At 67.5% G+C, this 25,877-nt stretch carries 24 protein-coding genes; 15 read left to right on the forward strand and 9 right to left on the reverse strand.

Going from position 1 to position 25,877, the window contains the following annotated elements; genetic code table 11:
* Nucleotide 1 precedes the first annotated feature (1 nt).
* The 3 genes from DWG18_RS15625 to DWG18_RS14890 are packed head-to-tail and all read right to left on the reverse strand — an operon-like array spanning nucleotide 2 to nucleotide 4,019.
* Nucleotides 2-922 (reverse strand): 4Fe-4S dicluster domain-containing protein, encoded by a 921-nt coding sequence (locus DWG18_RS15625; RefSeq protein ID WP_162823904.1) that lies wholly within the window; start codon nucleotides 920-922, stop codon nucleotides 2-4.
* 2 nt (nucleotides 923-924) lie between these two features.
* Nucleotides 925-1,137, reverse strand: a complete 213-nt coding sequence (locus DWG18_RS14885) for a hypothetical protein (RefSeq protein WP_115647910.1) — start codon at nucleotides 1,135-1,137, stop codon at nucleotides 925-927.
* Entirely contained in the window at nucleotides 1,134-4,019 is a 2,886-nt protein-coding gene (locus DWG18_RS14890) for a molybdopterin oxidoreductase family protein (RefSeq protein ID WP_115647911.1), read from the reverse strand. Before DWG18_RS14890 ends, DWG18_RS14885 begins: the two co-directional genes overlap by 4 nt.
* A gap of 152 nt (nucleotides 4,020-4,171) precedes the next feature.
* Here DWG18_RS14890 and DWG18_RS14895 point away from each other — a divergent pair, with 152 nt between their 5' ends.
* The 11 genes from DWG18_RS14895 to hslU all read left to right on the forward strand — a co-directional run bounded on the left by DWG18_RS14895 (nucleotide 4,172) and on the right by hslU (nucleotide 15,455).
* Nucleotides 4,172-5,140 carry a YafY family protein gene (locus tag DWG18_RS14895; RefSeq protein WP_115647912.1) on the forward strand — a complete coding sequence of 323 codons (969 nt, stop codon included), beginning with the start codon at nucleotides 4,172-4,174 and terminating at the stop codon, nucleotides 5,138-5,140.
* Nucleotides 5,141-5,272: 132 nt separating this feature from the next.
* Nucleotides 5,273-5,578, forward strand: a complete 306-nt coding sequence (locus DWG18_RS14900; RefSeq protein ID WP_240318550.1) for a hypothetical protein — start codon at nucleotides 5,273-5,275, stop codon at nucleotides 5,576-5,578.
* A 67-nt stretch (nucleotides 5,579-5,645) separates the two neighbouring features.
* The gene (locus DWG18_RS14905; protein ID WP_115647914.1) at nucleotides 5,646-7,751 is read left to right on the forward strand and encodes a prolyl oligopeptidase family serine peptidase; all 2,106 of its coding nucleotides are present in this window, start codon (nucleotides 5,646-5,648) and stop codon (nucleotides 7,749-7,751) included.
* A gap of 78 nt (nucleotides 7,752-7,829) precedes the next feature.
* Nucleotides 7,830-10,004 (forward strand): S9 family peptidase, encoded by a 2,175-nt coding sequence (locus DWG18_RS14910; protein ID WP_115647915.1) that lies wholly within the window; start codon nucleotides 7,830-7,832, stop codon nucleotides 10,002-10,004.
* Nucleotides 10,005-10,201: 197 nt separating this feature from the next.
* Nucleotides 10,202-10,690 (forward strand): hypothetical protein, encoded by a 489-nt coding sequence (locus DWG18_RS14915; protein WP_115647916.1) that lies wholly within the window; start codon nucleotides 10,202-10,204, stop codon nucleotides 10,688-10,690.
* Between the two features lie 37 nt (nucleotides 10,691-10,727).
* Nucleotides 10,728-10,973, forward strand: coding sequence for a lipoprotein (locus tag DWG18_RS14920; protein ID WP_115647917.1), 246 nt, complete (start codon nucleotides 10,728-10,730; stop codon nucleotides 10,971-10,973).
* 4 nt (nucleotides 10,974-10,977) lie between these two features.
* Nucleotides 10,978-11,814, forward strand: coding sequence for a diaminopimelate epimerase (gene dapF / locus DWG18_RS14925; protein ID WP_115647918.1), 837 nt, complete (start codon nucleotides 10,978-10,980; stop codon nucleotides 11,812-11,814).
* Nucleotides 11,811-12,485, forward strand: a complete 675-nt coding sequence (locus DWG18_RS14930; protein ID WP_115647919.1) for a DUF484 family protein — start codon at nucleotides 11,811-11,813, stop codon at nucleotides 12,483-12,485. Before dapF ends, DWG18_RS14930 begins: the two co-directional genes overlap by 4 nt.
* Nucleotides 12,475-13,410, forward strand: a complete 936-nt coding sequence (gene xerC / locus DWG18_RS14935) for a tyrosine recombinase XerC (protein WP_115647920.1) — start codon at nucleotides 12,475-12,477, stop codon at nucleotides 13,408-13,410. Before DWG18_RS14930 ends, xerC begins: the two co-directional genes overlap by 11 nt.
* Nucleotides 13,411-13,471: 61 nt before the next feature.
* Nucleotides 13,472-14,023 carry an ATP-dependent protease subunit HslV gene (gene hslV, locus DWG18_RS14940; protein WP_115647921.1) on the forward strand — a complete coding sequence of 184 codons (552 nt, stop codon included), beginning with the start codon at nucleotides 13,472-13,474 and terminating at the stop codon, nucleotides 14,021-14,023.
* A 40-nt stretch (nucleotides 14,024-14,063) separates the two neighbouring features.
* Entirely contained in the window at nucleotides 14,064-15,455 is a 1,392-nt protein-coding gene (hslU, locus tag DWG18_RS14945; protein WP_115647922.1) for an ATP-dependent protease ATPase subunit HslU, read from the forward strand.
* Here hslU and DWG18_RS14950 read toward each other — a convergent pair.
* From DWG18_RS14950 to DWG18_RS14960, 3 genes are read right to left on the reverse strand one after another with little or no spacing between them, the layout of a single operon-like run.
* The gene (locus tag DWG18_RS14950) at nucleotides 15,443-16,510 is read right to left on the reverse strand and encodes a hypothetical protein (protein WP_115647923.1); all 1,068 of its coding nucleotides are present in this window, start codon (nucleotides 16,508-16,510) and stop codon (nucleotides 15,443-15,445) included. The two genes, hslU and DWG18_RS14950, sit on opposite strands and share 13 nt — an antisense overlap.
* Nucleotides 16,511-16,544: 34 nt before the next feature.
* The gene (locus tag DWG18_RS14955) at nucleotides 16,545-17,240 is read right to left on the reverse strand and encodes a helix-turn-helix transcriptional regulator (protein WP_115647924.1); all 696 of its coding nucleotides are present in this window, start codon (nucleotides 17,238-17,240) and stop codon (nucleotides 16,545-16,547) included.
* Between the two features lie 46 nt (nucleotides 17,241-17,286).
* A complete protein-coding gene (locus DWG18_RS14960) occupies nucleotides 17,287-17,778 on the reverse strand; it encodes a DUF6328 family protein (RefSeq protein WP_162823888.1) in 492 nt (163 codons plus the stop codon).
* 93 nt (nucleotides 17,779-17,871) lie between these two features.
* Here DWG18_RS14960 and ubiE point away from each other — a divergent pair, with 93 nt between their 5' ends.
* A complete protein-coding gene (ubiE, locus tag DWG18_RS14965) occupies nucleotides 17,872-18,630 on the forward strand; it encodes a bifunctional demethylmenaquinone methyltransferase/2-methoxy-6-polyprenyl-1,4-benzoquinol methylase UbiE (RefSeq protein ID WP_115647926.1) in 759 nt (252 codons plus the stop codon).
* A gap of 87 nt (nucleotides 18,631-18,717) precedes the next feature.
* On the opposite strand, the gene DWG18_RS14970 is transcribed toward ubiE, so the two are convergent.
* Nucleotides 18,718-20,910: a carbohydrate binding family 9 domain-containing protein gene (locus tag DWG18_RS14970; protein ID WP_115647927.1), complete on the reverse strand. Its 2,193-nt coding sequence runs from the start codon at nucleotides 20,908-20,910 to the stop codon at nucleotides 18,718-18,720.
* Between the two features lie 219 nt (nucleotides 20,911-21,129).
* Here DWG18_RS14970 and DWG18_RS14975 point away from each other — a divergent pair, with 219 nt between their 5' ends.
* The 3 genes from DWG18_RS14975 to DWG18_RS14985 all read left to right on the forward strand — a co-directional run bounded on the left by DWG18_RS14975 (nucleotide 21,130) and on the right by DWG18_RS14985 (nucleotide 24,349).
* Nucleotides 21,130-23,085 (forward strand): M1 family metallopeptidase, encoded by a 1,956-nt coding sequence (locus DWG18_RS14975; protein ID WP_115647928.1) that lies wholly within the window; start codon nucleotides 21,130-21,132, stop codon nucleotides 23,083-23,085.
* A 120-nt stretch (nucleotides 23,086-23,205) separates the two neighbouring features.
* Nucleotides 23,206-23,568 carry a DUF5329 domain-containing protein gene (locus tag DWG18_RS14980; RefSeq protein ID WP_115647929.1) on the forward strand — a complete coding sequence of 121 codons (363 nt, stop codon included), beginning with the start codon at nucleotides 23,206-23,208 and terminating at the stop codon, nucleotides 23,566-23,568.
* 64 nt (nucleotides 23,569-23,632) lie between these two features.
* A complete protein-coding gene (locus tag DWG18_RS14985) occupies nucleotides 23,633-24,349 on the forward strand; it encodes a hypothetical protein (protein ID WP_115647930.1) in 717 nt (238 codons plus the stop codon).
* Nucleotides 24,350-24,427: 78 nt separating this feature from the next.
* Here DWG18_RS14985 and DWG18_RS14990 read toward each other — a convergent pair whose 3' ends face one another.
* On the reverse strand, nucleotides 24,428-24,772 hold the full coding sequence (locus tag DWG18_RS14990; protein WP_162823889.1) for a hypothetical protein: 345 nt from the start codon (nucleotides 24,770-24,772) through the stop codon (nucleotides 24,428-24,430).
* 17 nt (nucleotides 24,773-24,789) lie between these two features.
* On the reverse strand, nucleotides 24,790-25,722 hold the full coding sequence (locus tag DWG18_RS14995; RefSeq protein WP_115647932.1) for a carbohydrate kinase family protein: 933 nt from the start codon (nucleotides 25,720-25,722) through the stop codon (nucleotides 24,790-24,792).
* Nucleotides 25,723-25,877: the final 155 nt, after the last annotated feature.

Raw genomic sequence — 25,877 nt, forward strand, 5'->3', positions numbered from 1 at the left:
ATCAACGCGACAGCACGCGATCGAGCCAGCGCAACACCGGCGGCAACGCCTTCGCGTCGAGGGCCTCGGCAGGCGCGGGTGACGTCGCCGCCGCGCGACGCGGCCGCGGCGGCAGGTATTTGTTGGTCGGCTTGTAACCAAGGGACGCCATCAGGTCGACGCCGCCGCGTTCGGCGACCAGCTTCGACACCTTCGACTCGGGATCGGCGAGATCACCGAAGTGACGGGCGCGCGTCGGGCAGGCCTGCACGCAGGCCGGTTGGCGCTCAGCTTCCGGCAGGTTCTCGTTGTAGATGCGGTCGATGCACAGGGTGCATTTCTTCATCACGCCTTCGACGCTGCTGTACTCGCGCGCGCCGTACGGGCAGGCCCAGGAGCACAGCTTGCAGCCGATGCACTTGCTCTCGTCGACCAGCACGATGCCGTCTTCCGCGCGCTTGTAGCTCGCGCCGGTCGGGCAGACGGTGACGCACGCAGGCTCCTCGCAGTGCAGGCAGGAGCGCGGGAAGTGCAGCGTCATCGCCGGCTGCGCGGCTTCGGCGGCGATCGACATGGAGCCGCAGGCGCGCTTCGCGAGGGCCGCGTCCGCGCTGTCGGGGTGCGCCGGCTGCGCGCGCGCGGCGTCGAGACTGACGCTGCGGTCGAAATCGCCGAGATGGCCGGCGTCGCGCATCGACGTATCGGATTCCGACGGCGCAGCAAGCGGCGCGTCGTCGACCAGCACTGCCGCCAGCTCGTAGCTGTGCACGCGGTTGAACCACACACCGGTCGGCGCATCGCCGTAGGGCTTCTCATCCGGCAAAGGCGCGGCGAATCCGCCAGCGTTCCACTCCTTGCAGCTCACCGCACAGGCATGGCAGCCGACGCAGGTATCGAGGTCGATGACCAGCCCGAGCTTCTTGGGCGTCGGCGGCGGCAGCATGGTCACCGGCGACGTCCTCCGCGGGCGAGTCCGACGCCGACCAGGAAGATCGCGAACGGGATCAGGAAGCTCGGCGCGACCACGCGCATGAGATCGCCGACATCGCGCGCATCGGCGACATTGCCGAACGGCTCGATCACGCCGTAGCCGAGCAGGATGATGAGCAGGAAGCCCAGCGCGACGAGCGCGTAACCGATGATCTTGCGCGGTGTCATGAGGCCTCGCGGGTGTCGCGTTCGCGGCGGAATTCGGCGCCGTAGCGCAACGGCGAATCATCGACCGGTGCGTGTGGCAGGGATGCGAACTGTGGATGTGACAGCGCGTCGTGCGACGCGGAGGGCGCGATGCGCACACGCAGGTCGAACCACGCGGCCTGGCCGGTGACCGGGTCGGCGTTGGCGTAGTCGCCGCGCGGCGTGATGTCGGAAATCAGGTGGTTCATCAGGAAGCCCTTGGTGGCTTCCGGCGTGTCCTTCGGCAGCTTCCATGCGCCGCGACGCTTGCCGATCGCGTTCCACGTCCACACCGTGTCGGGCTGCACGTTCGACGCGGTGCGCGCCTGCACGGTGATGGTGCCGTGGTGCGAGGTGACGTCGATCCAGTCCTCGTCCTTGATGCCGTGCTGCGACGCGGTGTGCGGATGCAGGTAGAGGTAATTGCGCGACGCGATCTGCCGCAGCCACGCGTTCTGCGAATGCCAGGCGTGGTACATGAACATCGGCCGCTGGGTGATCGCGCTCAGCGGGAAATCGCGTGCCGCGGCGTCGCCGAGTTCCGCGTGTTCGAATGGCTCGTACCAGATCGGCAGCGGATCGAAATAGGTGGCGACGCGTTCGCGATGCTCCGCCGGCGGCACGTGCGCGCCATGCCCCTGCGCGGCGAGACGGAACTTCTGCAGCGTCTCCGAATAGAGCTGCTGCACGATGGGTTGCGTGCTGCCGACGAAGCCCATCGCCTGCGCCCATTCCAGATAGCCGCGGTTGGCCATCTTGTAGAAGCGCGCGTGTTCGGGAATCTCGCTGCGCCAGAAGCCGCCATTCGCGATATAGGCGTCGAGCTGCGAGGGGTTGGGGGCGCCCTTGGCTTCCAGCGTGCCGTCCGCACCGCGCCAGCCGGCGAGCAGGCCGACGCCCGGCGCGCGTTCGTGACGGACGATGTAGTCGGCGTAGTCGCGGTATTTCGACGAACCGTCTTCATTGACCAGGCCGGGCAGGCCGAGCCGCGCGCCGAGTTCGATCAGCACGCTCTGGAAGCCGCGCACGTCGCGCGGGCGATCGTCGGCGTCGTGCTGCGTGGCGGGATCGAACAGCGGATGACGGATCGCATCGGCGGCACCGTCCGCGTCGGAGATCGGGCGGTCGAGCAGCGAGATCGAATCGAAGCGCTCGAGATAGGTCGTGTCGGGAAACACGAGATCGGCATAGGCGACCGTTTCCGACGAGAACGCGTCGGCGTAGATGATGTGCGGGATGCGGTACTCGCCGGCCTCGTCCTTGTCGGTGAGCCAGCCGATCGTCTCCGCGGTGTTCATCGACGAGTTCCAGCCCATGTTCGCCATGAACATCATCAGCGTGTCGATCTTGTAAGGCTCGCCGGCCCACGCATTGCGGATGACGGTGTGCATCATCCCGTGCGCGGCCAGCGGATAGCCCCACGAGAACGCGTGGTCGATGCGGCGCGGCTGGCCGTGTTCGTCGACGACGAGATCTTCCGGCCCGTGCACGAAGCCGAGCGGTGCGGCGTCGAGCACGCCATTGGCCTGGCGGGTGCGCCCCGGGCGGTTCGGTGGCGGAATCGGTTTCGGGAACGGTGGCTGATAGCGGAACGAGCCCGGCGTATCCACCGCGCCGAGCAGCAGCTGCAGCACGTGCAGCGCGCGGCAGGTGTGGAAGCCGTTGCTGTGCGCGCTGATGCCGCGCATCGCATGCATCGACACCGGGCGGCCGACCATCTCCTTGTGTTCGCGGCCCCACGCATCCGTCCACGCGACCGGCAGGCGGATCTCGTGGTCGAACGCGTTCTCGGCGAGCTCGCGCGCGATGCGGCGGATGGTGTCGGCCGGAATGCCGCACCGCTCGCTCACCGCATCAGGCGAGTAATGCGCGTCGAGATAGCGCTCGGCGAGCAGGTGGAACGATGGCACCGCGGTGCGGCCATCGGCCAGCGTGTACTCGCCGACGACCGCGGGCTGCACGTCGATCGCATTCGCGTCGACCGGCGATGACGTCGCGCGATCGAAGCACAGCGTGCGACCGTCGGCATCGCGCGCAAACAGGCCGTCATCGGGCGCGCCCGGATCGTGGATCACCAGCCAGTGCGCATTCGTGTAGCGCACGAGGTAGTCGAGGTCGATGCGGTCGGTGCGCAGCAGCTCGTGGATCAGCGCGAACGCGAACAGGCCGTCGGTGCCGGGGCGGATGCCGATCCACTCGTCGGCGATCGCGCCATAGCCCGTGCGCACCGGATTGACCGAGACGATCTTCGCGCCCGTGCCTTTGAGGTGGCCCAGGCCGAGCTTGATCGGGTTGGAGTCGTGGTCCTCGGCGACGCCCCAGAGCATCAGGTAGCGCGTGCGCTCCCAGTCGGGCTCGCCGAATTCCCAGAAGCTGCCGCCGAGCGTGTAGAGCCCGCCCGCTGCCATGTTCACCGAGCAGAAGCCGCCGTGCGCGGCGTAGTTCACCGTGCCGAACTGCTGCGCCCACCAGCCGGTGAGGGCCTGGCTCTGGTCGCGGCCGGTGAAGAAGGCGAGCTCGTCCGGATTGCGTTCGCGGATGGGCTTGAGCCAGGACGTCGCGAGGTCGAGCGCCTCGTCCCACGAGATTTCCTTGAACTCGCCCGAGCCGCGCTCGCCCACCCGCAGCAGCGGCCGTGACAGCCGCGCCGGCGAGTAGTGCTGCATGATCCCCGCCGAGCCCTTGGCGCACAGCACGCCCTTGTTGACCGGGTGCTCGGGGTTGCCCTGGATGTACCGGATCCGACCGTCCTGCAGCCACACCTTGATACCGCAGCGGCAGGCGCACATGTAGCAGGTGGTGGTGCGGACCTCGTCGCCCGGTGTCGGGGAGGTATCGATCACCGGTTCGGAAGGGCCTCGCATCGCGACATTGTGCCCGAGAGCCGGTGCGTCCCCGCCGCACTGCTTCACACCCCGCGCCCGCCGCTACGCCGAGACTGCGCCGTCCCGGCCCTAGCCGCTGACCTGCGCGCGGTGCCATCCTTAGTCGCAGCCGGCTCCGAGATTGATCCCTGATGGAACGCATCGAACGCATCCACGCCCTGCACCGCATCCTCAGCGCCTCGCGCTATCCGGTGACGGTGCAGCGCCTGCAGGAAGAGCTGCAGTGCTCGCGCGCCACCGTTTACCGCGACCTCGCCTACCTGCGCGACTACCTGATGGCGCCCGTCGTCGGCAATGGCGAGGCCGGCTTCCGTTACGACCATAGCGACGGCACGCGCTTCGAGCTGCCGGGCCTGTGGCTGTCGTCGGAAGAACTCTATTCGCTGCTCGCCGCCCAGCAGTTGCTGGTGCGCTCGGGCGGCGGCGTGCTGTCGAACGCGCTGGCGCCACTGCAGCAGCGCATCGAGAAGCTGCTCGGCGAGCACGCGGGTGGGCGCCGCGTGCCGGTCGAGCGTATCCGCGTCATCCCGCATCGCCGTCGTCGGCTGGATGAAGCGAGCTTCCGCAACGTCGCCACCGCGGTGCTCGACCGTCGCCAGCTGGTGTTCGACTATCGCGCGCGTTCGACCGACGAGAAGACCCGTCGCACCGTCTCGCCGCAGCGCCTCACCCATTACCGCGAGAACTGGTACCTCGATGCCTGGGACCACGAGCGCGAAGCGCTGCGCAGTTTCGCGGTCGATCGTGTGCAGAGCGCCAAGGTCTCTGACGAGCCCGCCAAGGACGTGCCGGACGAGGAACTGGATCGCCAGCTGTCGTCGAGCTACGGCATCTTCAGCGGCGCACCGAAGGGCTGGGCGACGATCCTGTTCTCGCCCAAGTCCGCACGCTGGGTCGCCGACGAGCACTGGCATTCGCAGCAGCAGGGCCGGTTCCTGCCGGACGGGCGCTACGAGCTCAAGGTGCCGTACAGCAACGAGCGCGAGCTGCTCATGGACGTCATGCATTACGGCGCCGACGCCGAGATCGTCGAGCCCGCGGCGTTGCGCCAGCAGGCGATCACGCACCTCGAATTGTCACTGGGCAAGTACGGGCGCTGAGTCGACGGGCGCGGCGATGCGTTCGCGTCGGGACCGCTTCGAAGCAGCCGTCCGTCGGTCCCGCGCCGGGCATCGCAGCCCGTGAGATGAGCGGCCGCGATGGTGGACTCCTGTCCACCACCGACCGCCGTCATGTCGACCGAAGCCCGCGCTCCGCTGTCCGTTCTCGACGAAATTCTCTGCACCCTGCTCGCCGTGGGCACGGTGCTGGTGGTGCTGTTGCCGGCGGCGCGGGGCGACTCGGCGCTGGGGTGGCTGCCGATGTGGCTGATCGGCATGCCGGCGGTCGCGTGGTGGGCGTTGCATGGATTCGCGTGGCCGCGGCGCGCGATGGTGGACGAGCCGGTCGTCGTTGCGGCGACGACGCGACGCTCCGCACCACAGGCGCGACGTCGCGTGCGTCCCGCACCACGCAGCGAGATCCGCCGCGCGGCGTGACCTTCGCGCGTCGGCCGCATCCGGCGGCTGTGCTAGCGTCCGGGCTTTCCCGAAACCGCCCGACGCGATGACACGACGTACGACCGGAGCCCTTCTCGCCACCGTACTGGCCACCGCGGGCGCCGCGAGCGCGCAGGAGGCCGCCGTGCAGCAAACCCCCGATCCCTATCTCTGGCTCGAAGACGTTACCGGCGACCGCGCGCTCGCCTGGGTGCGCGAGCACAACGCAAAGACCGAAGCCGAACTCGCGACGACCACGCGCTTCCATTCATTGGAGACGCAGATCCGCGCCATCCTCGATTCGGACGCGAAGATCCCCGCGGTCGAGAAGATCGGCCCGTACTACTACAACTTCTGGAAGGACGCGCAGCACGAACGCGGCGTCTGGCGCCGGACCACGCTCGAGGAATACCGCAAGCCGCACCCGCAATGGGAGACGGTGCTCGACGTCGACGCGCTCAACGCGAAGGAAAACGCGAAGTGGGTCTTCCACGGCGCGAACTGCCTGAAGCCGGACTACGTGCGTTGCCTCATCGCGCTGTCGAATGGCGGTTCGGATGCCGACGTCACGCGCGAGTTCGACCTGTCGACCAAGTCCTTCGTCGAAGGCGGCTTTTTCCGTCCTGAAGCGAAGGGCGGCCTGGACTGGATCGATCGCGACCACGTCTACGTCTACACCGACTTCGGTCCCGGCTCGATGACGCCGTCGGGTTATCCGCGCATCGCCAAGGAATGGACGCGCGGCACGCCGCTGGCGTCGGCGACCACGGTGTACGAAGGCACCAACGACGACATGTACATCGCGGCGCTACACGACAGCACGCCTGGCTTCGAGCGCGACTTCGTCAGCCGCACGATCGCCTTCTACAACGACGAGCTCTACCTGCGCGACAAGGACGGCACGCTCGCGAAGATCGATGCGCCGAACTCCGCGCAAAAGCACGTGCACCGCGAATGGCTCGCGCTCGAACTGCGCGAGCCGTACACCGTCAACGAAAAAACGTACAAGGCCGGCAGCCTGATCGCCACGAAGTTCGACGACTTCATGGCCGGCAAGCGCGACTTCGAAGTGCTGTTCGAGCCGGACGAGCACACCTCGCTCGCCGGCGTGACGTGGACGCGCCACTACGCCGTGCTCAACGTGCTCGACGACGTCAAGAATCGGCTCAGCGTGCTCACGCCGACCGCGAACGGCTGGTCGCGCACGCCGTTCACCGGCGCACCCGCGTTCGGCACGCTCGGCGTCACCGCGGTCGATCCGGACGAGAGCGATGCGGTGTGGCTGACGGCGACCGATTACCTCACGCCGACCACGCTCTCGCTCGCGACGCTCGGTCAGCAGCCCGAAGTGCTGAAGACGATGCCGACGTTCTTCGATGCGACGAAGGACGTCATCGAACAGCACTTCGCGACGTCGAAGGACGGCACGAAAGTCCCGTACTTCATCGTCCGCCCGAAGGACCTCAAGCTCGACGGCGCCGCGCCGACGCTGCTCTACGGCTACGGCGGTTTCGAGATCTCGCTGACACCCGCGTATTCCGGCAGCGTCGGCAAGGGCTGGCTGGAGCAGGGCGGTGTCTACGTCGTCGCCAACATCCGCGGCGGCGGCGAGTACGGCCCGCGTTGGCACCAGGCCGCGCTGAAGGCGAATCGTCACAAGGCCTACGAGGATTTCGCGGCGGTCGCGCAGGACCTCATCGCACGCAAGATCACGTCGCCCAAGCACCTCGGCATCCAGGGCGGCAGCAACGGCGGCCTGCTGATGGGCAACATGCTCACGCAGTATCCGGAACTGTTCGGTGCGGTCGTCGTGCAGGTGCCGCTGCTCGACATGAAGCGCTACAGCCATCTGCTCGCCGGCGCGTCGTGGATGGCCGAATACGGCGATCCGGACACGTCGGACTGGGACTTCATCCAGCACTTCTCGCCGTACCACCTGTTCGACCCGGCGAAGACGTATCCGCCCACGCTGTTCATGACCTCCACGCGCGACGATCGCGTGCATCCGGCGCATGCGCGCAAGATGGCCGCGAAGATGCTCGATGCCGGCAAGAACGTGCGCTACTACGAGAACATCGAAGGCGGCCACGGCGGCGCGGCGGACAACGCGCAGCTCGCGCACATGAATGCGCTCGCCTACACGTTCCTGTGGTCGACACTGGGCGGCAAATGACCGCCCGCCGTCATTCCGCATGACCATACGGCCGCCTTCGGGCGGCCTTGTCTTTCCCTTGCCGAACGGATCCGCACAATGCGCGCCATCCTGACGCTTCTGACCCTCGCGATCATGACCACCACCTCAAACGCCGCTTCGCTTCCCACACCGCCCGACGTCGCCAGGAAGCCGCATACGGTCAAGGCGCCGTTCGGCGCCGAGCGCAGCGACGAGTACTACTGGCTGCGCGACGACACGCGCAAGAACCCGGAGATGCTCGCGTATCTCAACGCCGAGAACGCCTATGTCGATGCGATGATGCATCGGCTCAAGCCCGTCGAAGACCGGCTGTACGACGAGATCGTGGGCCGCATCAAGCAGGACGACAGCTCGGTGCCGTTCCGCCACAAGGGCTACTGGTACTACTCGCGCTTCGAGGCGGGCAAGGACTATCCCGTGCATGCGCGACGCCGCGACGCGGCGGGCGTGACTGCGCTGTCGATCCAGCAGGCGAACGACGCCGCCGACTTCAAGGACGAGCAGGTCCTGCTCGACGTCAACGCGCTCGCCTCCGGCAAGGACTACTACAGCGTCGGCGTCTACGAAGTCAGCCAGGACAACCGCCTGCTCGCGTACGCCGACGACGCGGTGGGCCGCCGCCAGTACGTGATTCGCTTCAAGAACCTCGAGACGGGCGAGATCTATCCGGAGGCGATCGAAGGCGCCTCGGCCGACATCGTCTGGGCCGACGACAACCGCACCGTCTTCTACATCGAGAACGATCCCGAGACGCTGCTGACCAAGCGCGTCAAGAAGCACGTGCTCGGAACGCCCGTCGCGCAGGATCCGGTCGTCTACGAGGAAGAGGACGACAGCTTCTACATGGGCCTCGATCGCACGCGCGACGATCGGTTCATCTGCATCTCGATGAGCAGCACCGTTTCCGATGAGATGCGCTGCGCACCCGCGGCGGACCCGAAGGACTTCTTCGTGTTCGCCCCGCGCGAGCGCGATGTCGAATACAGCGCCGACCACTACGGCGGCCGCTGGGTGATCCGCACGAACGAGAACGGCGCCAAGAACTTCAAGGTCATGACCGCCGACACTGAAACGCGCGAGCGCAAAGCGTGGAAGCCGTGGATCGAGACCAGCGACGACGTCTTCATCGACGGCTTCGAGCTGTTCCGCGACTTCACCGTGATCGCCGAGCGTTCCGACGGCCTCGAACGCCTGCGCGTGCTCAAGGCCGACGGCGCGCAGGAGTACGTCAAGGCCGACGAGCCGGCGTACAGCATGGGCCTGTCGACGAACGCCGAGCCCGAAAGCGAGTGGCTGCGCTACACCTACACCTCGCTGACCACGCCGACGACGACGTACGAAGTCAACACGCGCACCAACGAGCGCAACCTGCTCAAGCAGCAGCCGGTGATCGGTTACGACGCATCGAAGTACGTCACCGAGCGCGTGTGGGCGACGGCGCGCGATGGCACCAGGATTCCGGTGTCACTCGTCTACAGGAGGGGCTTCAAGAAGGATGGCACCGCCGCGCTGCTGCAGTACGGCTACGGCAGCTACGGCGCGTCGATGGATCCCGGATTCAATCTGCCGGTGGTGAGCCTGCTCGATCGTGGCGTCGTGTACGCCATCGCGCACATCCGCGGCGGTGAGGAGATGGGGCGTCGCTGGTACGAGGCAGGCAAGCTGTTCAACAAGAAGAACACGTTCACCGACTTCATCGACGTCACCGACGTGCTGGTGAAGGAAGGCTACGCGGCGAAGGATCGCGTCGCTGCGTACGGCGGCAGCGCGGGTGGCCTGCTGATGGGCGCGATCTCGAACATGGCGCCCGACAAGTACCGCCTCATCCTGTCGCAGGTGCCGTTCGTGGACGTGGTGACGACGATGCTCGATCCCACCATCCCGCTCACCACCAACGAATACGACGAGTGGGGCAACCCGGGGAAGAAGGACTTCTACGACTACATGCTCACGTACTCGCCGTACGACAACCTGTCGAAGCAGGCCTATCCCGCGATGTTCGTCGGCACCGGGCTGTGGGATTCGCAGGTGCAGTACTGGGAGCCGGCGAAGTACGTGGCGCGCCTACGCGATCTCGACACGTCGAACAATCCCATCCTGTTCCGCACGAACATGGACGCCGGCCACGGCGGCAAGTCGGGGCGCTTCCGCCGTTATCGCGAACTCGCCGAGATGTACGCCTTCGCGCTGGATCAGCTCGGCGTGGCCGACACCACAACGCACGCGAAGTAAAACGGCGCGCCGGCCCTGCGGCGCGGCGTAGCGGGGCGACACGGTCGAAATGACGATGCTTCCGGACCGCTTCGCGCGGCGTACGCCGGGGCGGAGCCTGTTCGGATGCGAACGTCCCGACGTGCGGTCGTCAGCGTGATCCACGCGATGGCAGGGTGGCGGCACGGCCGGAACCGACCCGGCACGCGGAGCCCGCGATGTCGAACGTGTCCTGGCGTCCCCTCGTACTCGGCGGCCTGCTCGCCGGCCTGCTCGACCTCACCTTCGCCTTCTGCTTCGCTGGTGCCTACGGCAAGAGCCCGGTCTTCGTGATGCAGACCATCGCCAGCGGCTGGCTCGGCAATGCGGCGTACGACGGCGGCACGACGGCGGCTGCGCTCGGCTTCGTCTCCCACTTCGCACTCGCGCTGCTGTGGGCCGTGCTGTTCCTGCTCGCGGCACGGCGCATGCCGGCGCTGGTCGACCATCCGGTGGTCGCGGGCATCGCATTCGGCATCGTCGTGTTCCTGGTGATGCGGCTCGCGGTGCTGCCGCTCTCGGCGTATCCGCGCCCGGTGGTATTCAAGCCGCTGTCGACGGTGCTCGATCTGGCCTCGCACACGCTGCTGTTCGGCGTGCCGATCGCGGTCGGCGCGCGGCATGCGCTCCGCGGCGGGCGCGCGGTCGGCGCCACCGCGCCGGCGTGAGCGCGGGGCTATCGCGGCCTCGCGCTACACTCGCCGCATGAAGCCCCGAATCCTCGTCGTCTCCCTCCTTTCCCTCGGTCTTGCCGCCTGCGGCAACAAGGGTCCGCTCGTGCTCCCGACCGCGCCGCCGCCGGAACAGGCGCCGCCCGCGGAGTCGCCGCCGGCCACGCCACCGACGCCGGAAACGCTGAACGACCAGCAGAGCGCGACCCCGCCCGAGGGAGCGGCCAGCGACGCCGGCAACACCACGCCGCCGCCGTCGAGCCCGCCACCGACGCCGTAAGGCCATGCGCTTCACCAAGATGCACGGCGCGGGCAACGACTTCGTCGTGCTCGACCTGCGCGACGGCCGCGACGCGCCCTCGCCAGCGCTGTGCCGCGCGCTCGCCGACCGCCACAGCGGCGTCGGTTGCGACCAGATCCTGACCATCGAACGCGCGGACGACGTGTCCGTCGTCGCGCGCTACGGCATCTTCAACGCCGACGGCAGTCGCGCCGGGCAGTGCGGCAACGGCGCGCGCTGCGTCGCCGCGTGGCTGCGTCGCGATGCGGCGTCCCGCGGCACGTTGCTGCCGGAGCGTTTCGACGTCACCAGTCCCGCCGGTCGCCACGCCGTCGAGTTCGTCGGCGACGATCGCGTGCGCCTCGACATGGGCCAGCCGCGCTTCGCGCCCGCCGACGTGCCGCTCGCCGGCTTCGATGCCGCGGACGAGTACGCGCTCCACATCGACGGCCGCGACGTGCACTTTTCCGCCGCGTCGATGGGCAACCCGCATGCGGTGATCCGCGTCGACGACGTCGACACCGCGCCGGTCGACACGCTCGGGCCCGCCTTGCAGCGCGATGACGCGTTCCCGGACTCGGTGAACGTCGGCTTCGTGCAGGTCGTCGATCGCTCGCACCTGCGCCTGCGCGTCTACGAGCGCGGCGTCGGCGAAACGCTCGCGTGTGGCAGCGGCGCCTGCGCGGCCGCCGTCACTGCCATGCGCCGCGGCTGGGTCGAGCGCGCGGTCGATGTCGCGCTGCCGGGCGGCACGCTGCGCATCGAATGGCCGTCCGACGACGCGAGCGTCGCGATGACCGGCCCGACCGCATTCGTTTTCGAAGGAGATTGGCTCGAATGACCGACACCACCGAAAAGCTCGGCGCGCACGAAGTCGCGACGTGGCTGCGGCGTCATCCCGAATTCCTGCGGCAGTTCCCGGACCTCGCCGCATCGCTCGTCGTCCCGCGCGAATCGGGCCCGGCGGCGTCGCTGGCGAGCTACCAGCTCGAAGTGCTGCGCGAAAAGAACCGCGAACTCACGCGCCGCCTGCAGGAGCTGTTCGCGAACGCCCAGGAGAACGAGCGCCTGTCGGTGCGCATCCACCAGCTGACGATCGCGCTGATGCGCCAGACCACCGCGATGGACACGCTGCGGGCGATGGCGGCGTCGCTGGCGGAAGATTTCAGCGGCGACCTGGTGCGCATCGTGCTGCTCAAGCCCATCGACGGCATCGAGCCGGCGGAATGGTTGGACGTGATCGGCCCCGGCGACATGCGCTTCAAGCCGTTCGCCGATTTCCTCACCAGCGGCGATCCGCTGTGCGGCCGCCTGCAGCCGGCCAAGCAGGACGTGCTGTACGGCGATCGCGTCGACGATGCGCAGTCCACCGCACTGTTCGCGGCGCAGGGGCTTGCGATGGTCGCCGTGGGCAGCCGCGACGCCAATCGTTTCTATCCCGGCATGGGCACGCTGTTCCTGCGCATGATGGGCGAATCGCTGGGCGCGGCGCTGTCGAGGTATGTCGACTGACGCCGCCACCGCGGGCGTCGCGCTGCCGGCGTCCGTCGATGCGTTCCTCGCGCACCTCGCGGGCGAACGCCAGGTGTCCGTGCACACGTCGGATGCCTACCGTCGCGACCTGACGTCGCTGAGCGCCTGGGCGACTGCGAAGAACGCCGCCGTCGATGCACTCGACGGCGAACACCTGCGTGCCTTCATCGCCGACGAACACCGTCGCGGCTGTTCGCCGAAGACGCTGCAACGTCGCCTGTCGGCCTGCCGCAGCTTCTACGGCTGGATGCTGCGCCACGGCCGCATCGCCGCGAATCCCGTGGCAGGGCTTCGCGCGCCGAAAGCGCCACGCAAACTGCCGCGCGTGCTCGATCCCGACGAGGCGAAGACGCTGGTCGAAACGCCGGTCGATGCACCGCTGGGCCTGCGGGACCGTGCGCTGCTGGAGCTGTTCTACTCGTCGGGCCTGCGCGTGTCCGAGCTGTGTGGCTTGCGGTGGGCGCAGATCGATCTCGACGATGGGCTCGTCACCGTCCACGGCAAGGGTCGCCGCGAGCGCACCGTGCCAATCGGCTCACACGCACGCGTAGCGCTGGTTGAATGGCGCGCGTCGACCGCGGCCAAGAACGAGGACGCCGTGTTCCCCGGTCGCGGCGGCGCGCCCATCACGCCGCGTGCCGTGCAGCTGCGCGTGCGCCAGCTCGCCGAACGTCAAGGGCTGTTCAAGCAGGTGCATCCGCACATGCTGCGGCACTCGTTCGCAAGCCACATCCTGGAATCGTCGGGCGATCTTCGCGGCGTCCAGGAACTGCTCGGCCACGCCGACCTGTCCACCACGCAGATCTACACGCACCTCGATTACCAGCACCTGGCCAAGGTCTACGACGCCGCGCATCCGCGCGCGCGCCGGCGCAAGGTGACGGAATCCGACGACGGCGCTTGAACGCCGCGCGGGCGACCCTCATGTCGGGTGAATGCCGGCGCCGCCGGTTCCCGGAGCCCGCATGGATCCCTCCCAGAATCCCCACGTCTTCCACGCCACGACCATCCTGTCGGTGCGTCGCGATGGTCACGTTGCCGTCGGTGGCGACGGCCAGGTCACCCTCGGCAACACCGTGATGAAGGCGAACGCGCGCAAGGTGCGCCGCCTCGGTCGCGACGGGCAGGTGCTCGCCGGTTTCGCCGGTGCGGCGGCCGATGCATTCACCTTGTTCGAACTCTTCGAATCCAAGCTGGAGAAGCACGGCCAGCTCACGCGCGCGGCCGTTGAAATGGCGAAGGACTGGCGGACGGAGCGCCGTCTCGGAAAGCTCGAAGCGCTGCTCTGCGTCGCCGACAAGGAAACCTCGCTGATCGTCTCCGGTACGGGCGACGTGATCGAACCCGAGGACGGCATCGTCGCGATCGGGTCCGGCGGCGCCTATGCGCTCTCGGCTGCGCGTGCATTGATCGCGCATACCTCGCTCGACGCGCGCACGATCGTCACGGAAGCACTGAACATCGCCGGCGACGTCTGCATCTACACCAACCGCAACATCGTGGTCGAAGAGATCTGAGCGCAGCGCGCCGATCGTCGCCCCTTCCTCGAATATCCCCATGCCCCTGAAGCCTGATACCACCAGCGCCACCATGACTCCGCGCGAAATCGTGCAGGAGCTCGACCGCCACATCGTCGGCCAGCACGACGCCAAGCGCGCGGTCGCCATCGCGCTGCGCAATCGCTGGCGTCGCATGCAGCTCGATCCCGAACTGCGCGACGAAGTGATGCCCAAGAACATTCTCATGATCGGCCCGACCGGCGTCGGCAAGACCGAGATCGCGCGCCGCCTGGCCACGCTCGCGAACGCGCCGTTCGTGAAGGTGGAAGCCACGCGCTTCACCGAGGTTGGCTACGTCGGCAAGGACGTCGAGCAGATCGTTCGCGATCTCGTGGACACCGCAGTCAAGATGTACCGCGAGCAGGCCAAGACGCGCGTCCGCACACAGGCGGAAGAGCGTGCGGAAGACCGCATTCTCGACGCGCTGCTCCCGCGACGCGAGAAGGGCCCGGTGTTCGGATTCGAGGACACGCAGGCGCATGCCGACGACGCGGAAGAACTGAAGAAGTACGAGGCCACGCGCACGAAACTGCGCAAGCAGCTGCGCACCGGCGCACTCGATGAGCGCGAGATCGAGATCGATACCGCGGTGAACGTCGGCGTCGACATCATGGCGCCGCCGGGCATGGAGGAGATGGGCCAGCAGCTGCGGCAGATGTTCTCGCAGGTGGCGGGCGCGAAGACGCACCGCCGCAGCCTCAGCATCGCGACGGCGCGCTCGCAGCTGATCGAGGAAGAGGCGGGCAAGCTGGTCAACGAGGACGATGTGCGCGAGGCGGCGATCGAGGCCTGCGAGCAGCATGGCATCGTCTTCATCGACGAGATCGACAAGATCGCCAAGCGCGGCGAGTCCGGCATCACCGGTGGCGACGTTTCGCGCGAGGGCGTGCAGCGCGACCTGCTGCCCCTGGTCGAAGGTTCGACCGTGTCCACGAAGTACGGCTCGATCAACACCGACCACATTCTCTTCATTGCCTCCGGCGCGTTCCATCTGGCGAAACCGAGCGACCTCATTCCCGAACTGCAGGGTCGCTTTCCGATCCGCGTGGAGCTCTCGTCGCTGAGCAAGGACGACTTCGTAAAGATCCTGACCGAGCCGCGCGCCTCGCTGACCACGCAGTACATCGAGCTCATGCGCACCGAAGGCGTCAGCCTGGTGTTCACCGCTGACGCGGTCGAACGCCTCGCCGAACTCGCCGCACTCGTCAACGAACGCCAGGAAAACATCGGTGCGCGACGCCTGCACACGGTGCTGGAACGCCTGCTCGACACGTTGAGTTTCGAAGCGCCGGATCGTGACGGGCAGGCGGTGACGATCGACCGCGCGTACGTCGACGCGCATCTCGGTGAACTGGTGAAGGACCCCGACCTGTCGCGCTACATCCTCTGAGTCGCGTTCGGCGACGTCGCCGCCGGCGTCGCTGCGAGGCGGCGCTGCGTGTCGGCCTGAAGTTGCGCGCGCGCGGCGGCCTGCAGCGCGGCGACTGGGACGGTCTCGGGTGAGGCGCCGAGCCGCGTGCGCAGATCCTCGATCACGCGTCGATTCGCGTAGTTGTGCGGCGCGTTGGTGTCGTCGCCCTGCGAGGTCAGGAAGTAGTGCAGACGCCGCTCACGCACCGTGTCGGCCATCGCGAGCTCGACCAGCTTGGCGCGGTATTCGAGTTCCCAGTTGGCGAGGTTCCTGAAGCGCTGCTTGTCGGCGAAGTGCTGCGCTTCGTGCGCGAGGAACACGACGCGGAAGTCCTCGCCGTCGACGCCGCCGTCGTACAGCGGCAGCACGGCGAAGAGCTTCGTGTCGGTGGTCCAGCCGCCGTTCGAACCGCGATCGCAGCGCGCGAAGGACGACCAGCCGTAGCTCGCGAAATCGCTCAACAGGTCGACGTCGACCGGTTGCGGGCCGTCGGGCAGTGGCACGACGAACGGGCGCGTCTCCTGCGCGTGCCACAGCATGAGTTCGCGCAGCGGCGGCGTGACGCCGAGCTGTGCGTGCCAGCCGTGTGCGGCGAGCGTCTGCTCGACGAGCGGTTCGATGTCGTCGAGTGTCGGCGCCGCCTTGGCGTCGACTTTCAGCTGTTTGCGCAGATGGGCGAGCAGGCCGCTCTCCGCTTTCGCGCGCTGCGCTGGCTCGCGCAGCGCCGCCCACCAGTAGCGCTGGTAGCTGCCGAGCACCTGGCGCACGGCTATGTCATCGATCGACGTCGAGGCAGGCGCCGGTGGCGGCGTCGCGCCGAAGCGCCCTTGCAGGCATTGCCGATACGCGAGTTCCTTGCCGCTCCATTGCGCGTCCGGCACGGCGGCGAGCGCAGCGAGCGCGCGCGGGCCGTCGCCTTCGAACATGGCGGCGCTGGAGGCGTCGATCGCCGCCTGCGGAGTCGATGGCCCGCCGGCATGCAATGGCGCGGCGAGGGCGAGCAGTGCGGTCAACAGGCAGGCGGGACGGGCCATGGGTGCGCGGTGTGGCGGACGAGGCCCCATCCCATCACGCCGGATCCAGCGCGTCTTGAACGCAGTTGAGGTGGCGTCGCAACGCGGCAGGCGCGAGCCCGGTTTCCTGACGGCAGACGCGGGTGAAATGCGGCTGGTCGGCGAAACCCGCGTCCACCGCGACATCGGACAGCGGCCGGTCACTCCGCAATAGCGTGAGCGCGCGCTGCCAGCGGATCTCGCGACGCAGGCGCTGCGGGGACAGTCCGTAGCTGGCGGCGATTGCACGACTCGCGTGCGCTGGGGTGATGTCGAGCGCCGTCGTGATCTCGCCGATCGCCAGTGCGTCGTCGCGCAGGCGTTCGACGAATTCCGCCTGCCAGTCGGGCAGCGCGACGCCGGCATCGTCGACGCGCGTGCAGCTCGCGAGCAGCGCGGTGACCTCCTGCGGCGCGCGCTCGAACACCGCGCAGGCCTCGGCGAGCGAGGGCGTGCGGAATACGCTGGTCACCGCGTCGCGCGGCATCGGCGCATTGAGCACGCGCGCACCGTGTCGACCGAAGCGGTTGCCGTGCGCCTGCAGCGCGGGATGCACGACGATCAGGCCCGGCTCGCAGCGTCGCGGCCCGTCGAGTCCGATCTCGACGTGATCGCCCTGGCGCACCAGCGCCGCGTATGCGCCCGCGTGGCGATGCACCGGCAGCCCGGTGCCGGGCGCATGGCACGTCTCGAGGTGCGGCGTCGGATGCATCGCGGGGCCTGGCCGGTGGCGTGGATGCGCCGGCGCCAGCGTAGCGTCAGGGGGGCGCCAGCGGATCCAGCTTTCGCAACCGGCTGACCATCGGCAGCACGAACCACAGCGTGGAGAACACCGCGAACACCACCGACGCGACGGCCAGCCCGACGCTGTGCCCGTCGATGAGGCGGCCGACCAGGTAGGCGTCGATCACCAGCGCAGCCATCAGCAGCGGCATGCCTGCCATCAGCAGACGCGTGGACAGGCGCAGGAAGTGTGCGGTGACGCGGTCCGGCGCAGTGAGGCGGTGGTAGGCGGCGGGCGTCATGATCAGCGCGATCGACAGCGCGACGAGCACGATGGACGCAAGGTGCAGTTGTTTCTCGGCGGCGGTGAGCGCGGTGTCGAAGCGCTCGCTGAACACGGCGATGAGCTGGAAGCCGAACAGCGCCTGCACGCCCGGCAGGACCATGCGGCATTCCTCGATCAGATGATCGGCGGCTTTGACCAGCGACAGTTCTTCAGCGCCTTCGAGGCGGCGTACGGTGGACATGAACGAACCTCCCGCCGCGAGCATGGCCGGCGCGGCGTAGCGGCCGTGTCAGCGCACCACCGGGCGCGACCGGCCGGATGCGATAATCCCCGCATGAGCGAAGACCCGCGTCCCGGCACCACCCATTTCGGCTATCGCGACGTGCCCGTCGGCGAGAAGCAGAAGCTCGTCCGCGACGTGTTCTCGTCGGTGGCGTCGAAGTACGACGTCATGAACGACCTCATGTCGCTCGGCATCCACCGGCTGTGGAAGCGCTACTTCGTGGCGACCGCGCAGGTGAAGCGCGGCGACCGCGTGCTGGATCTTGCTGGCGGCACCGGCGACATCGCGGTGCTGCTCAAGGATCGCGTGGGCGATGCGGGCGAGGTGGTGGTCGGCGACATCAATGGCGACATGCTGCGCGTCGGCCGTGATCGCCTGACGGATCGTGGCCTCGTGCGCGGCCTCGACTGGGTGCAGTGCAACGCGCAGGCGCTGCCGTTCCCGGACAACAGCTTTGACCTCGTGACGATCGCCTTCGGCCTGCGCAACGTCACGGACAAGGACGCCGGCCTGCGCGAGATGCATCGCGTGCTGCGCCCGGGCGGGCAGGCGCGCGTGCTGGAGTTCTCGCAGGTCACGGCCGACTGGTTCCGCCCGATCTACGACTTCCACTCGTTCAACGTGCTGCCCAAGCTCGGCGCCATGATCGCGGGGGACGAAGGCAGCTACCGCTATCTCGCCGAGAGCATTCGCAAGCACCCGCCGCAGCGCGAGCTGCAGTCGATGATGGATGCCGCCGGTTTCGTGCGCACGCAGTACCGCAACATGTCGGCCGGCATCGTCGCCATCCATACGGGCTACAAGGCCTGACGGTGGCATCGCTGCGATAAGCCGGTCGGCGCCAAAAAAAAGAGCCGCCTCGAAGGGCGGCTCTTTCGTTATGCGACCTGTCGAAACTTACGGCTGCCAGCCGTAGCTCATCTTGACGAACACGCCGCGCTGGCTGGCGAACATGCTCGGGTTGTCGTCGTCGAGGAAACCGCCGACGGTGCCGCCCGCGAACAGCGCCGTGCGCGGATTGACCTTGTACGAGTAGATCAGCTGCGCGCCGACGTCGCGGGCGTGGCGGTTGACCGGATTGACGTACAGCGCGGGATCCTTGTCGACGTTGCTGCCCTGCACGGCGATGCGCAGGCGTTGGCGCGGATCGAACTGCCAGCCGAAGCGTAGGTCGAACACCGTGGCTTCGAACGCCGTGCCGCCGTCGCGACGCAGGCTCTGCTGGAACACGTCGGCATTGATGCTGAGCCCGCGACCGAACGAGAAGTTGCCGAAGACATCGATGTAGCGGCCCTGGCCGCGCTTGGATGCCGCGAGGTCGATCTGCGGACCGACGCGGAAATTCGCGCCGACCTGCACACCCGAGCGCGGCGTCATGTTGCCGAACAGGTTGACGTAGGACTCGTCGAACAGCTGGCCGTTCCAGAACCGCGCGCGCGTCAGGCCGTGGATGCCGAAGTTGCTCTGCCACGGGCCGTTGGCCTGCAGCTGTGCTTCGAGTTCACGCTCGAGCAGCTGGCCGTCGAAGCGGTGGGTGATGTCGAAGTCGGAATACAACTGCACCTTGGTGAGCTTCGAGCCGTCGTCGAAGAACCAGTTGTAGCCGCCGCCGAGCAGCGACTTGTCGTAGCCGACCTGCCCGATGAAGCCGAGATCCGCACGGAAGCCCGGGTCGATCTGCTCGTGCCAGGTGTTCATGAACCAGTTGCGGCTGTCGTACGCATACTCGCCGCGCCACGCGTTGCCCTTCGGCCGGGTGTCGTCGACGTCGAACGACAACGGGTAGTCCGACTCGCTGCGCAGGAACTGCGCGGTCACCGTGTGGTTACCCTTCTGCCAGCGTCCGTCGACACCGGCGACGTCGTTGCTGTAGCCGTCGCCATGACGCGCGGTGGCGATGACGCCAAGGCTGGTGCTGGCGTTGAGGTCGTGGCGGTAGCGGCCGACGAACACGTTGTTCGACTGCTCGAAGATATCGAAGCTCGAGCCGAGCACGCCCGGCTTGAGCAGCTGCGTCACCGAATCCTTTGCGAGGAACGCGCCGTACGCGCCACTGCCGGTGCGGCCGGTGGTGCGCACGCCGAAATCCGGATCGGCGATCTGGCGCGTGTAGAGCACCTGGAACGGCGTGTTGAAGTAGTCCGCGCCCTCCATGAAGAAGGGGCGCTTTTCGGGCTGGTACAGCGCGAAGTTGCTGGTGAGGTCGAGCTGCGCCTGGTCGGATTCGACCTGCGAGAAATCGGGATTGATCGTCGCGTTGAGCGTCAGGTTGGGCGAAGGCGCCCACGACACGTCCACGCCCGGCTCCACCTGCACGCCGTCGCCATGCCAGGTGCCGTTGCGCGAGTCGCGCGACTGCGCGTCGGTGATCGTGAGCGTCGGCACGATCTCGAGGTTGCGGCCCTGCTGCGCATCCTCCATGCCCTCGATCTTCGCGGTGTGGCAGAGCAGGCAGTTGCCGCCGCGCGGCACCTTCACGTTGGACAGCTGGTGGCGGATGTTACGCGGGTAGTTGCGGAAGGCGATCACGCCCCAGCGGCGCGGACCCGGCGCGCCACTGAAGCGCAGCGTCGAGAACGGAATGCGGATCTCGACGTCGTAACCGGTATCGGTAATGCGGCCGGCGCTGGTCCACAGGCCGTCCCACGAGTCGTCCTCGTTGCTTGTCGCTTCCTCGCGGATCAGGTCCATCTGGATGCCGAGCGGATTGACGAAGAACTCGTAGTTGCGACGGTGATCGTCGAACGTGTCGAGCATGATGCCGACGAAGTCGTCCTTGTAGGCCGCGTCGCGATCGGTGAGGTGCGCGCGGATTTCCTTCGGGTTGTCCTCGGCGTGGAAGGCGAGGTAGACGGCGTCGCGCGTCGTCGCCATGCGCATGGTGGTGCGCACCGGTGCGGGCGTGTTGTCGGCCGGCGAGATCTCGTAGGCGAGGTCGATCGGAACGGCCTGCGACCACGCGGCGTCGTCGAGCTTGCCGTCGATGACGATCTCGCCCTCGATGTGCGGAATGCGCGTGGCCTCCTGCGCGTACACGGGCGAGGCGAGCAGGGTCGCGGCGAGGGCAAGGGCGAGGCGGTGTCGGGTCATCGGGCGTGTCGGATTGGACGTCGTGCAGCAGATGCGGCGCGGCGGGCGCGGGTTTAGGCCGCGCCGCCATGACCGATGGCACGTGCGACGTCGCAGGTGGGAAGCGGGAGGCCGGCGAGGATGCGTGAACGCGTCAGCACCCGGCCCGTGCCGGAAGTCGGGCCAACCTGCGACGGGCTGCGCAGTACACTCGCCGCGACCACCGACCGGGCCCCAACCATGCGACCGATCTCCTATCTCACTCTTGCCACGCTCGGCCTCGCGCTCACCGGCGCGCTGCTGGCCGCGGGCTGCAATCGCGACACCGCGAACGTCCCGGCCAAGTCGGCCGCGAACACGCCACCGCCCGCGCCGGCCGCCGTCACGGGCCTCGACGAGCATTCCTACGCCGAGCCCGACAAGGTCAAGACCAAGGACCTCGCGCTCGAGCTGCATGTCGACTTCGACAAGAAGGAGCTGTCGGGCAGCGCGACCTACACGCTGGACTGGCTCGATCCCAAGTGGGGCAAGCTGGTGCTCGACACCCGCGACATCACCGTCGAGAAGGTGGTCGGCGAGCGTGCCGACGGCAATTGGCGCGACCTGACCTTCGTACAGGCGCCGGCCGACAAAATCCTCGGCAGCGCGCTCACCATCGCGGTGCCGGAGCGCAACAAGCGCATCCGCATCACGTATCACACGTCGCCGAACGCGTCGGGCCTGCAGTGGCTCACGCCGGAGATGACCGAGGGAAAGAAGACGCCCTTCATGTTCAGCCAGTCCCAGCAGATCCACGCGCGTTCGTGGGTGCCGCTGCAGGACACGACGATGGTGCGCTTCACCTACACCGCGCACGTGACCTCGCCGAAGGACGTGATGGTGCTGATGAGCGCCAACAACGATCCGAAGGCGGTGCGCGATGGCGACTACTCGTTCGAGATGCCGCAGGCGATTCCGTCGTACCTGCTCGCGATCGCCGCGGGCGACCTCGTGTTCAAGCCGACCGGGCCGCGCTCGGGCGTCTGGGCGGAACCGACGATGGCGCCGAAGGCCGCCAACGAGTTCTCGGACACCGAGAAGATGATGGAGACGGCCGAGAAGCTGTACGGCCCGTACCGCTGGGGCCGCTACGACATCCTGGTGCTGCCGCCGTCGTTCCCGTACGGCGGCATGGAAAACCCGCGCCTGACCTTCGCCACGCCGACCGCGATCACCGGCGACAAGTCGCTGGTCTCGCTGATCGCGCACGAGCTCGCGCATAGCTGGTCGGGCAATCTCGTCACCTTCGCGCGTTCGCGTGATGCGTGGCTCAACGAAGGGTTCACCACCTACGTCGAGATGCGCATCGTCGAGGAGCTCTACGGCAAGGAGCGCGCCGACATGGAGAAGATCGTCGCGCGCAACGAGCTGAAGGAAGAGTTCACCAACGAGAACCTCGACCGTCAGCCGCTCGCCGTCAAGGCCGGCGTGCTGAAGGATCCGGACGACAACCTCACCGGCACCGTCTACACCAAGGGTGCGTGGTTCGCCGAGTTCCTGGAAACGCGCTTCGGTCGTGCGACGTTCGACGCATTCCTGCGCGGCTACTTCGACCACTTCGCGTTCCAGTCGATCACTACCGAACAGTTCGCCGAGTACGCGAAGGCCAATCTGCTGGACAAGTATCCGGGCAAGGTCACGCAGGCCGAGTTCGATGCGTGGCTCAACGAGTCGGGCATTCCGGCGACCGCGCCGCAAGTGACCAGCCCGCGCTTCGATGCGGTCGACGCCGTGCGCAAGGCCTACCTCGACACCGGCAAGCTCCCCGATGCCGCCACCGTCTCGAAGTGGACGACGTACGAGTACGTGCACTTCATCGAAGGCCTGCCGCAGACGATGAAGCCGGAACAGCTAGCCGCGCTCGACAGCGTGTTCCACTTCACCGGCACGCCGAACGGCGAGATCGCGCAGCGCTGGTATCCGCTCGCCGTGCGCAGCGGCTATACGCAGGCGAATGAGGCGATCGCCGAGTTCCTCGGCCGCGTCGGCCGTCGCAAGCTGATCATGCCGACCTACGGCGAGCTGGTGAAAACGCCGCAGGGCCTGCAGCTGGCCGAGCAGATCTACGCCAAGGCCAAGGCGGGCTACCACCCGATCACGTCGGGTTCGGTCGAACAGGTGATCGCGGACGCGAAGGCGGGCAAGACGAAGGACTGACGCCCCGTCGCGCCCGACACGAAGGCCGTCGACCGCGAGGTCGGCGGCCTTTGCGTATCCGCGATTCAGATAGGCCGCCGTAACGTCGCAAGGCCGGCACGTGCCGGAGAGGAGCTGCGTATGCATCGTGTCGTGCTTGTCGCCCTGCTGTCCGTCCTCGCGTCCACCGCCTGGGCTGCGCCGCCGCCCGCCGCGCAGCACGAGATCGCGCAACTGTTCGACGCGCTCGAGCATTCCGGCTGCCGCTTCAATCGCAACGGCAGCTGGTACGACGCCAAGGCCGCGCGCGATCACCTGCAGGACAAGTACGACTACCTCGTGCGTCGCGATGCGATCCACAGCACCGAAGGTTTCATCGACCTCGCCGCGTCGAAGAGTTCGATGAGCGGACGCGCCTATCTCGTGCAGTGTCCGGGCACCGCCGAAATGCCAAGCGCGACGTGGTTCCGTCGCCTCCTCGCGGGCCTGCGCGCCAAGCGCTGAGGCGACGACACGCGTTCGCGCGGCAGGCTGCTATCGTCCGTCTCCCCGTCGAGGAGACCGTCCGATGCATCGCCTGCGCGTCTTTCCGCCCGTAGTCGTTCTGCTGCTCGCCGGGTGCGGCGGCGCTACCTCGCCCGATCCGAACGCCGCGGCCAAGCTGAAAGCACAACAGGACGCTGCGGCGTCAGCCGATCTCGGCAGGCAGCTCGACTCGCAACTCTCCGCGCAGAACTGGACGCTCGCACGCGCCACCTGCGACGTCCTCGCGTTCCGCTTCCCGCAGAGCGACGAGGCCAAGCACTTCGCGACGCAGTGCGCGGATGCGAAGTCCAAAGCGGGCGAGCAGGCCGAGTCGGCGCGACTCAAGGGCCTGTGGACGTACCAGACCACGCCGGTCGGCAAGGGCAAGCAGCTCAATGCGTCGGTCTATTCGAAGAATGCGATCGACACGGGCGCCGCGCAGACGCATGTGCGCCTGATCTTCCGCGACCACCCGTCGTGGGGCCGCAGCAGTTACCTCGTGCTGGAGAACGGCGACTTCGACTGCTACAGCGGTTGCACGCTGAAGATGAAGGTCGACGGCAAGCCGCGCACGATGGCGGGTAGCCGCCCCAAGACCGACGAAGCCATCGCGATGTTCATCAAGGACCAGCGCGCGCTCTGGCGCACCGTGCGTAGCGCGAAGACGATCGAGATCACCGTGCCGCTGAAGGGCGCCGCGCCGCAGACCGCGGTGTTCGAGGTCGGCGGCCTCGATCCGTCCAGCATGCCGGGCTGGTGATCCGTCGTTCGCGATCACGACCATGGAAATGAAAAGAGCCCGCAATCGCGGGCTCTTTTCATTTCGAGATGCTGACGGTCAGCGCGCTTGCGGCACGTAGCGCGTCTGCACGTGATGGAAGGTGACTGTGCCCATGGTGTGGTCGCCCTCCATTTCCATCTCGTTGTCGAGCGCGATGCGGCAGCTCGTCTCGATCTTGCCCGACACACCGTATGTGCGACGGACGTAGGCTTCGAAATCGCGGGCCTGCGGCGTGTCGTCGAGGCTGGCGAACAGCGGATCCTGGTCCGCCGGCAGGTCGTACGGGAACGTTGCGGAGTGGTAGAAATTCACCGAGTCGACCACCGTCAGACACCGTCCGGCCGCATGTGCGGCGGGCGCGACACCGATGGCGAGGAGTGCGAGCGCAGCGATGCTTTTCACGCGTGTGCTCCAACCGGTCACAGCGCGTAACCGAACTGGTCACGGAACTCGGCGGCGAATTCGTCGTAGGTGAACTTCTGGTTCTGCGTGCCCGGATGACCGACCTTGAGCGCGCCCATCAGCGACGCCATGCGGCCGCAGGTGGGCAGGTCCATGTTGTTCATCAGGCCGAAGATCAGTCCCGCGCGGTACGCATCACCGCAACCCGTCGGGTCGACCACCGCACGCTCGCGCGCCGGCGGAATCTCGTGGCACTCGCCCTGCGTGTGGATCTGCGAACCGCGCGGACCGCGCGTCGTGATGTACGCACGCACCTTCGATGCGATCGTCGCTTCGTCCCAGCCCGTGCGTTCCTGCAGCAGGTTCGACTCGTAGTCGTTGACGACGACGTAGTCGGCCTGTTCGATGAAGTGGCGGAACTCGTCGCCGTTGAACAGCGGCATCGCCTGGCCCGGATCGAAGATGAAGGGAATGCCGCACTCGGCGAATTCCTTCGCGTTCTGCAACATGCCTTCGTAGCCGTCCGGCGCGACGATGCCGAGCGTGACGCCCTTGACGTCGCGCACGTGGTTGTCGTGCGACCGGCTCATCGCGCCCGGATGGAACGCGGTGATCTGGTTGTTGTCGAGATCGGTGGTGATGAAGCACTGCGGCGTGAACATGTCCTCGATCACGCGGATGTGGTCGAGGCGGATGCCACACTTTTCCAGATGCGCGCGATACGGCGCAAAGTCCTGGCCGACCACCGCCATCGGGATGCCGTCACCGCCGATGAGGTTGAGGTTGTAGGCGATGTTGCCGGCGCAGCCGCCGAACTCGCGGCGCATGCGCGGGACCAGGAACGACACATTCAGGATGTGCACCTTGTCCGGCAGGATGTGGTTCTTGAACTGGTCCGGGAACACCATGATGGTGTCGTAGGCCAGCGAGCCGCAGATCAAGGCTGACATCGAATACGTCCCCAAGCAGAAGTCGCCGCTCCCAGCGCGGCGCGGCGCGTAGGGTAGCGGTTGGGCCCCCGGGACGGCCAGCCGGGACGGTTTCAGCCCGGCACTGAACCGTGACCACCGCCGCTGTGTGACCCGGTGCGGCAGAAAGCGCCGTG

This window comes from Lysobacter sp. TY2-98 (assembly GCF_003367355.1).
Lineage (GTDB): Bacteria > Pseudomonadota > Gammaproteobacteria > Xanthomonadales > Xanthomonadaceae > Cognatilysobacter.

Excerpts from the sequence above, each read along its gene's own strand:
- DWG18_RS14920 (WP_115647917.1), top strand. The coding sequence starts at position 10,728 with ATGAAGCCCCGAATCCTCGTCGTCTCCCTCCTTTCCCTCGGTCTTGCC.
- hslU (WP_115647922.1), top strand. The coding sequence starts at position 14,064 with ATGCCCCTGAAGCCTGATACCACCAGCGCCACCATGACTCCGCGCGAA.
- DWG18_RS14890 (WP_115647911.1), bottom strand. The coding sequence starts at position 4,019 with ATGCGAGGCCCTTCCGAACCGGTGATCGATACCTCCCCGACACCGGGC.
- DWG18_RS14955 (WP_115647924.1), bottom strand. The coding sequence starts at position 17,240 with ATGCATCCGACGCCGCACCTCGAGACGTGCCATGCGCCCGGCACCGGG.
- DWG18_RS14985 (WP_115647930.1), top strand. The coding sequence starts at position 23,633 with ATGCATCGCCTGCGCGTCTTTCCGCCCGTAGTCGTTCTGCTGCTCGCC.
- DWG18_RS14960 (WP_162823888.1), bottom strand. The coding sequence starts at position 17,778 with ATGTCCACCGTACGCCGCCTCGAAGGCGCTGAAGAACTGTCGCTGGTC.
- DWG18_RS14915 (WP_115647916.1), top strand. The coding sequence starts at position 10,202 with ATGTCGAACGTGTCCTGGCGTCCCCTCGTACTCGGCGGCCTGCTCGCC.
- DWG18_RS15625 (WP_162823904.1), bottom strand. The coding sequence starts at position 922 with ATGCTGCCGCCGCCGACGCCCAAGAAGCTCGGGCTGGTCATCGACCTC.
- DWG18_RS14910 (WP_115647915.1), top strand. The coding sequence starts at position 7,830 with ATGCGCGCCATCCTGACGCTTCTGACCCTCGCGATCATGACCACCACC.
- ubiE (WP_115647926.1), top strand. The coding sequence starts at position 17,872 with ATGAGCGAAGACCCGCGTCCCGGCACCACCCATTTCGGCTATCGCGAC.
- DWG18_RS14970 (WP_115647927.1), bottom strand. The coding sequence starts at position 20,910 with ATGACCCGACACCGCCTCGCCCTTGCCCTCGCCGCGACCCTGCTCGCC.
- DWG18_RS14900 (WP_240318550.1), top strand. The coding sequence starts at position 5,273 with ATGTCGACCGAAGCCCGCGCTCCGCTGTCCGTTCTCGACGAAATTCTC.
- DWG18_RS14905 (WP_115647914.1), top strand. The coding sequence starts at position 5,646 with ATGACACGACGTACGACCGGAGCCCTTCTCGCCACCGTACTGGCCACC.
- DWG18_RS14950 (WP_115647923.1), bottom strand. The coding sequence starts at position 16,510 with ATGGCCCGTCCCGCCTGCCTGTTGACCGCACTGCTCGCCCTCGCCGCG.
- DWG18_RS14895 (WP_115647912.1), top strand. The coding sequence starts at position 4,172 with ATGGAACGCATCGAACGCATCCACGCCCTGCACCGCATCCTCAGCGCC.
- DWG18_RS14975 (WP_115647928.1), top strand. The coding sequence starts at position 21,130 with ATGCGACCGATCTCCTATCTCACTCTTGCCACGCTCGGCCTCGCGCTC.
- dapF (WP_115647918.1), top strand. The coding sequence starts at position 10,978 with ATGCGCTTCACCAAGATGCACGGCGCGGGCAACGACTTCGTCGTGCTC.
- hslV (WP_115647921.1), top strand. The coding sequence starts at position 13,472 with ATGGATCCCTCCCAGAATCCCCACGTCTTCCACGCCACGACCATCCTG.
- DWG18_RS14885 (WP_115647910.1), bottom strand. The coding sequence starts at position 1,137 with ATGACACCGCGCAAGATCATCGGTTACGCGCTCGTCGCGCTGGGCTTC.
- DWG18_RS14930 (WP_115647919.1), top strand. The coding sequence starts at position 11,811 with ATGACCGACACCACCGAAAAGCTCGGCGCGCACGAAGTCGCGACGTGG.
- DWG18_RS14995 (WP_115647932.1), bottom strand. The coding sequence starts at position 25,722 with ATGTCAGCCTTGATCTGCGGCTCGCTGGCCTACGACACCATCATGGTG.
- xerC (WP_115647920.1), top strand. The coding sequence starts at position 12,475 with ATGTCGACTGACGCCGCCACCGCGGGCGTCGCGCTGCCGGCGTCCGTC.
- DWG18_RS14980 (WP_115647929.1), top strand. The coding sequence starts at position 23,206 with ATGCATCGTGTCGTGCTTGTCGCCCTGCTGTCCGTCCTCGCGTCCACC.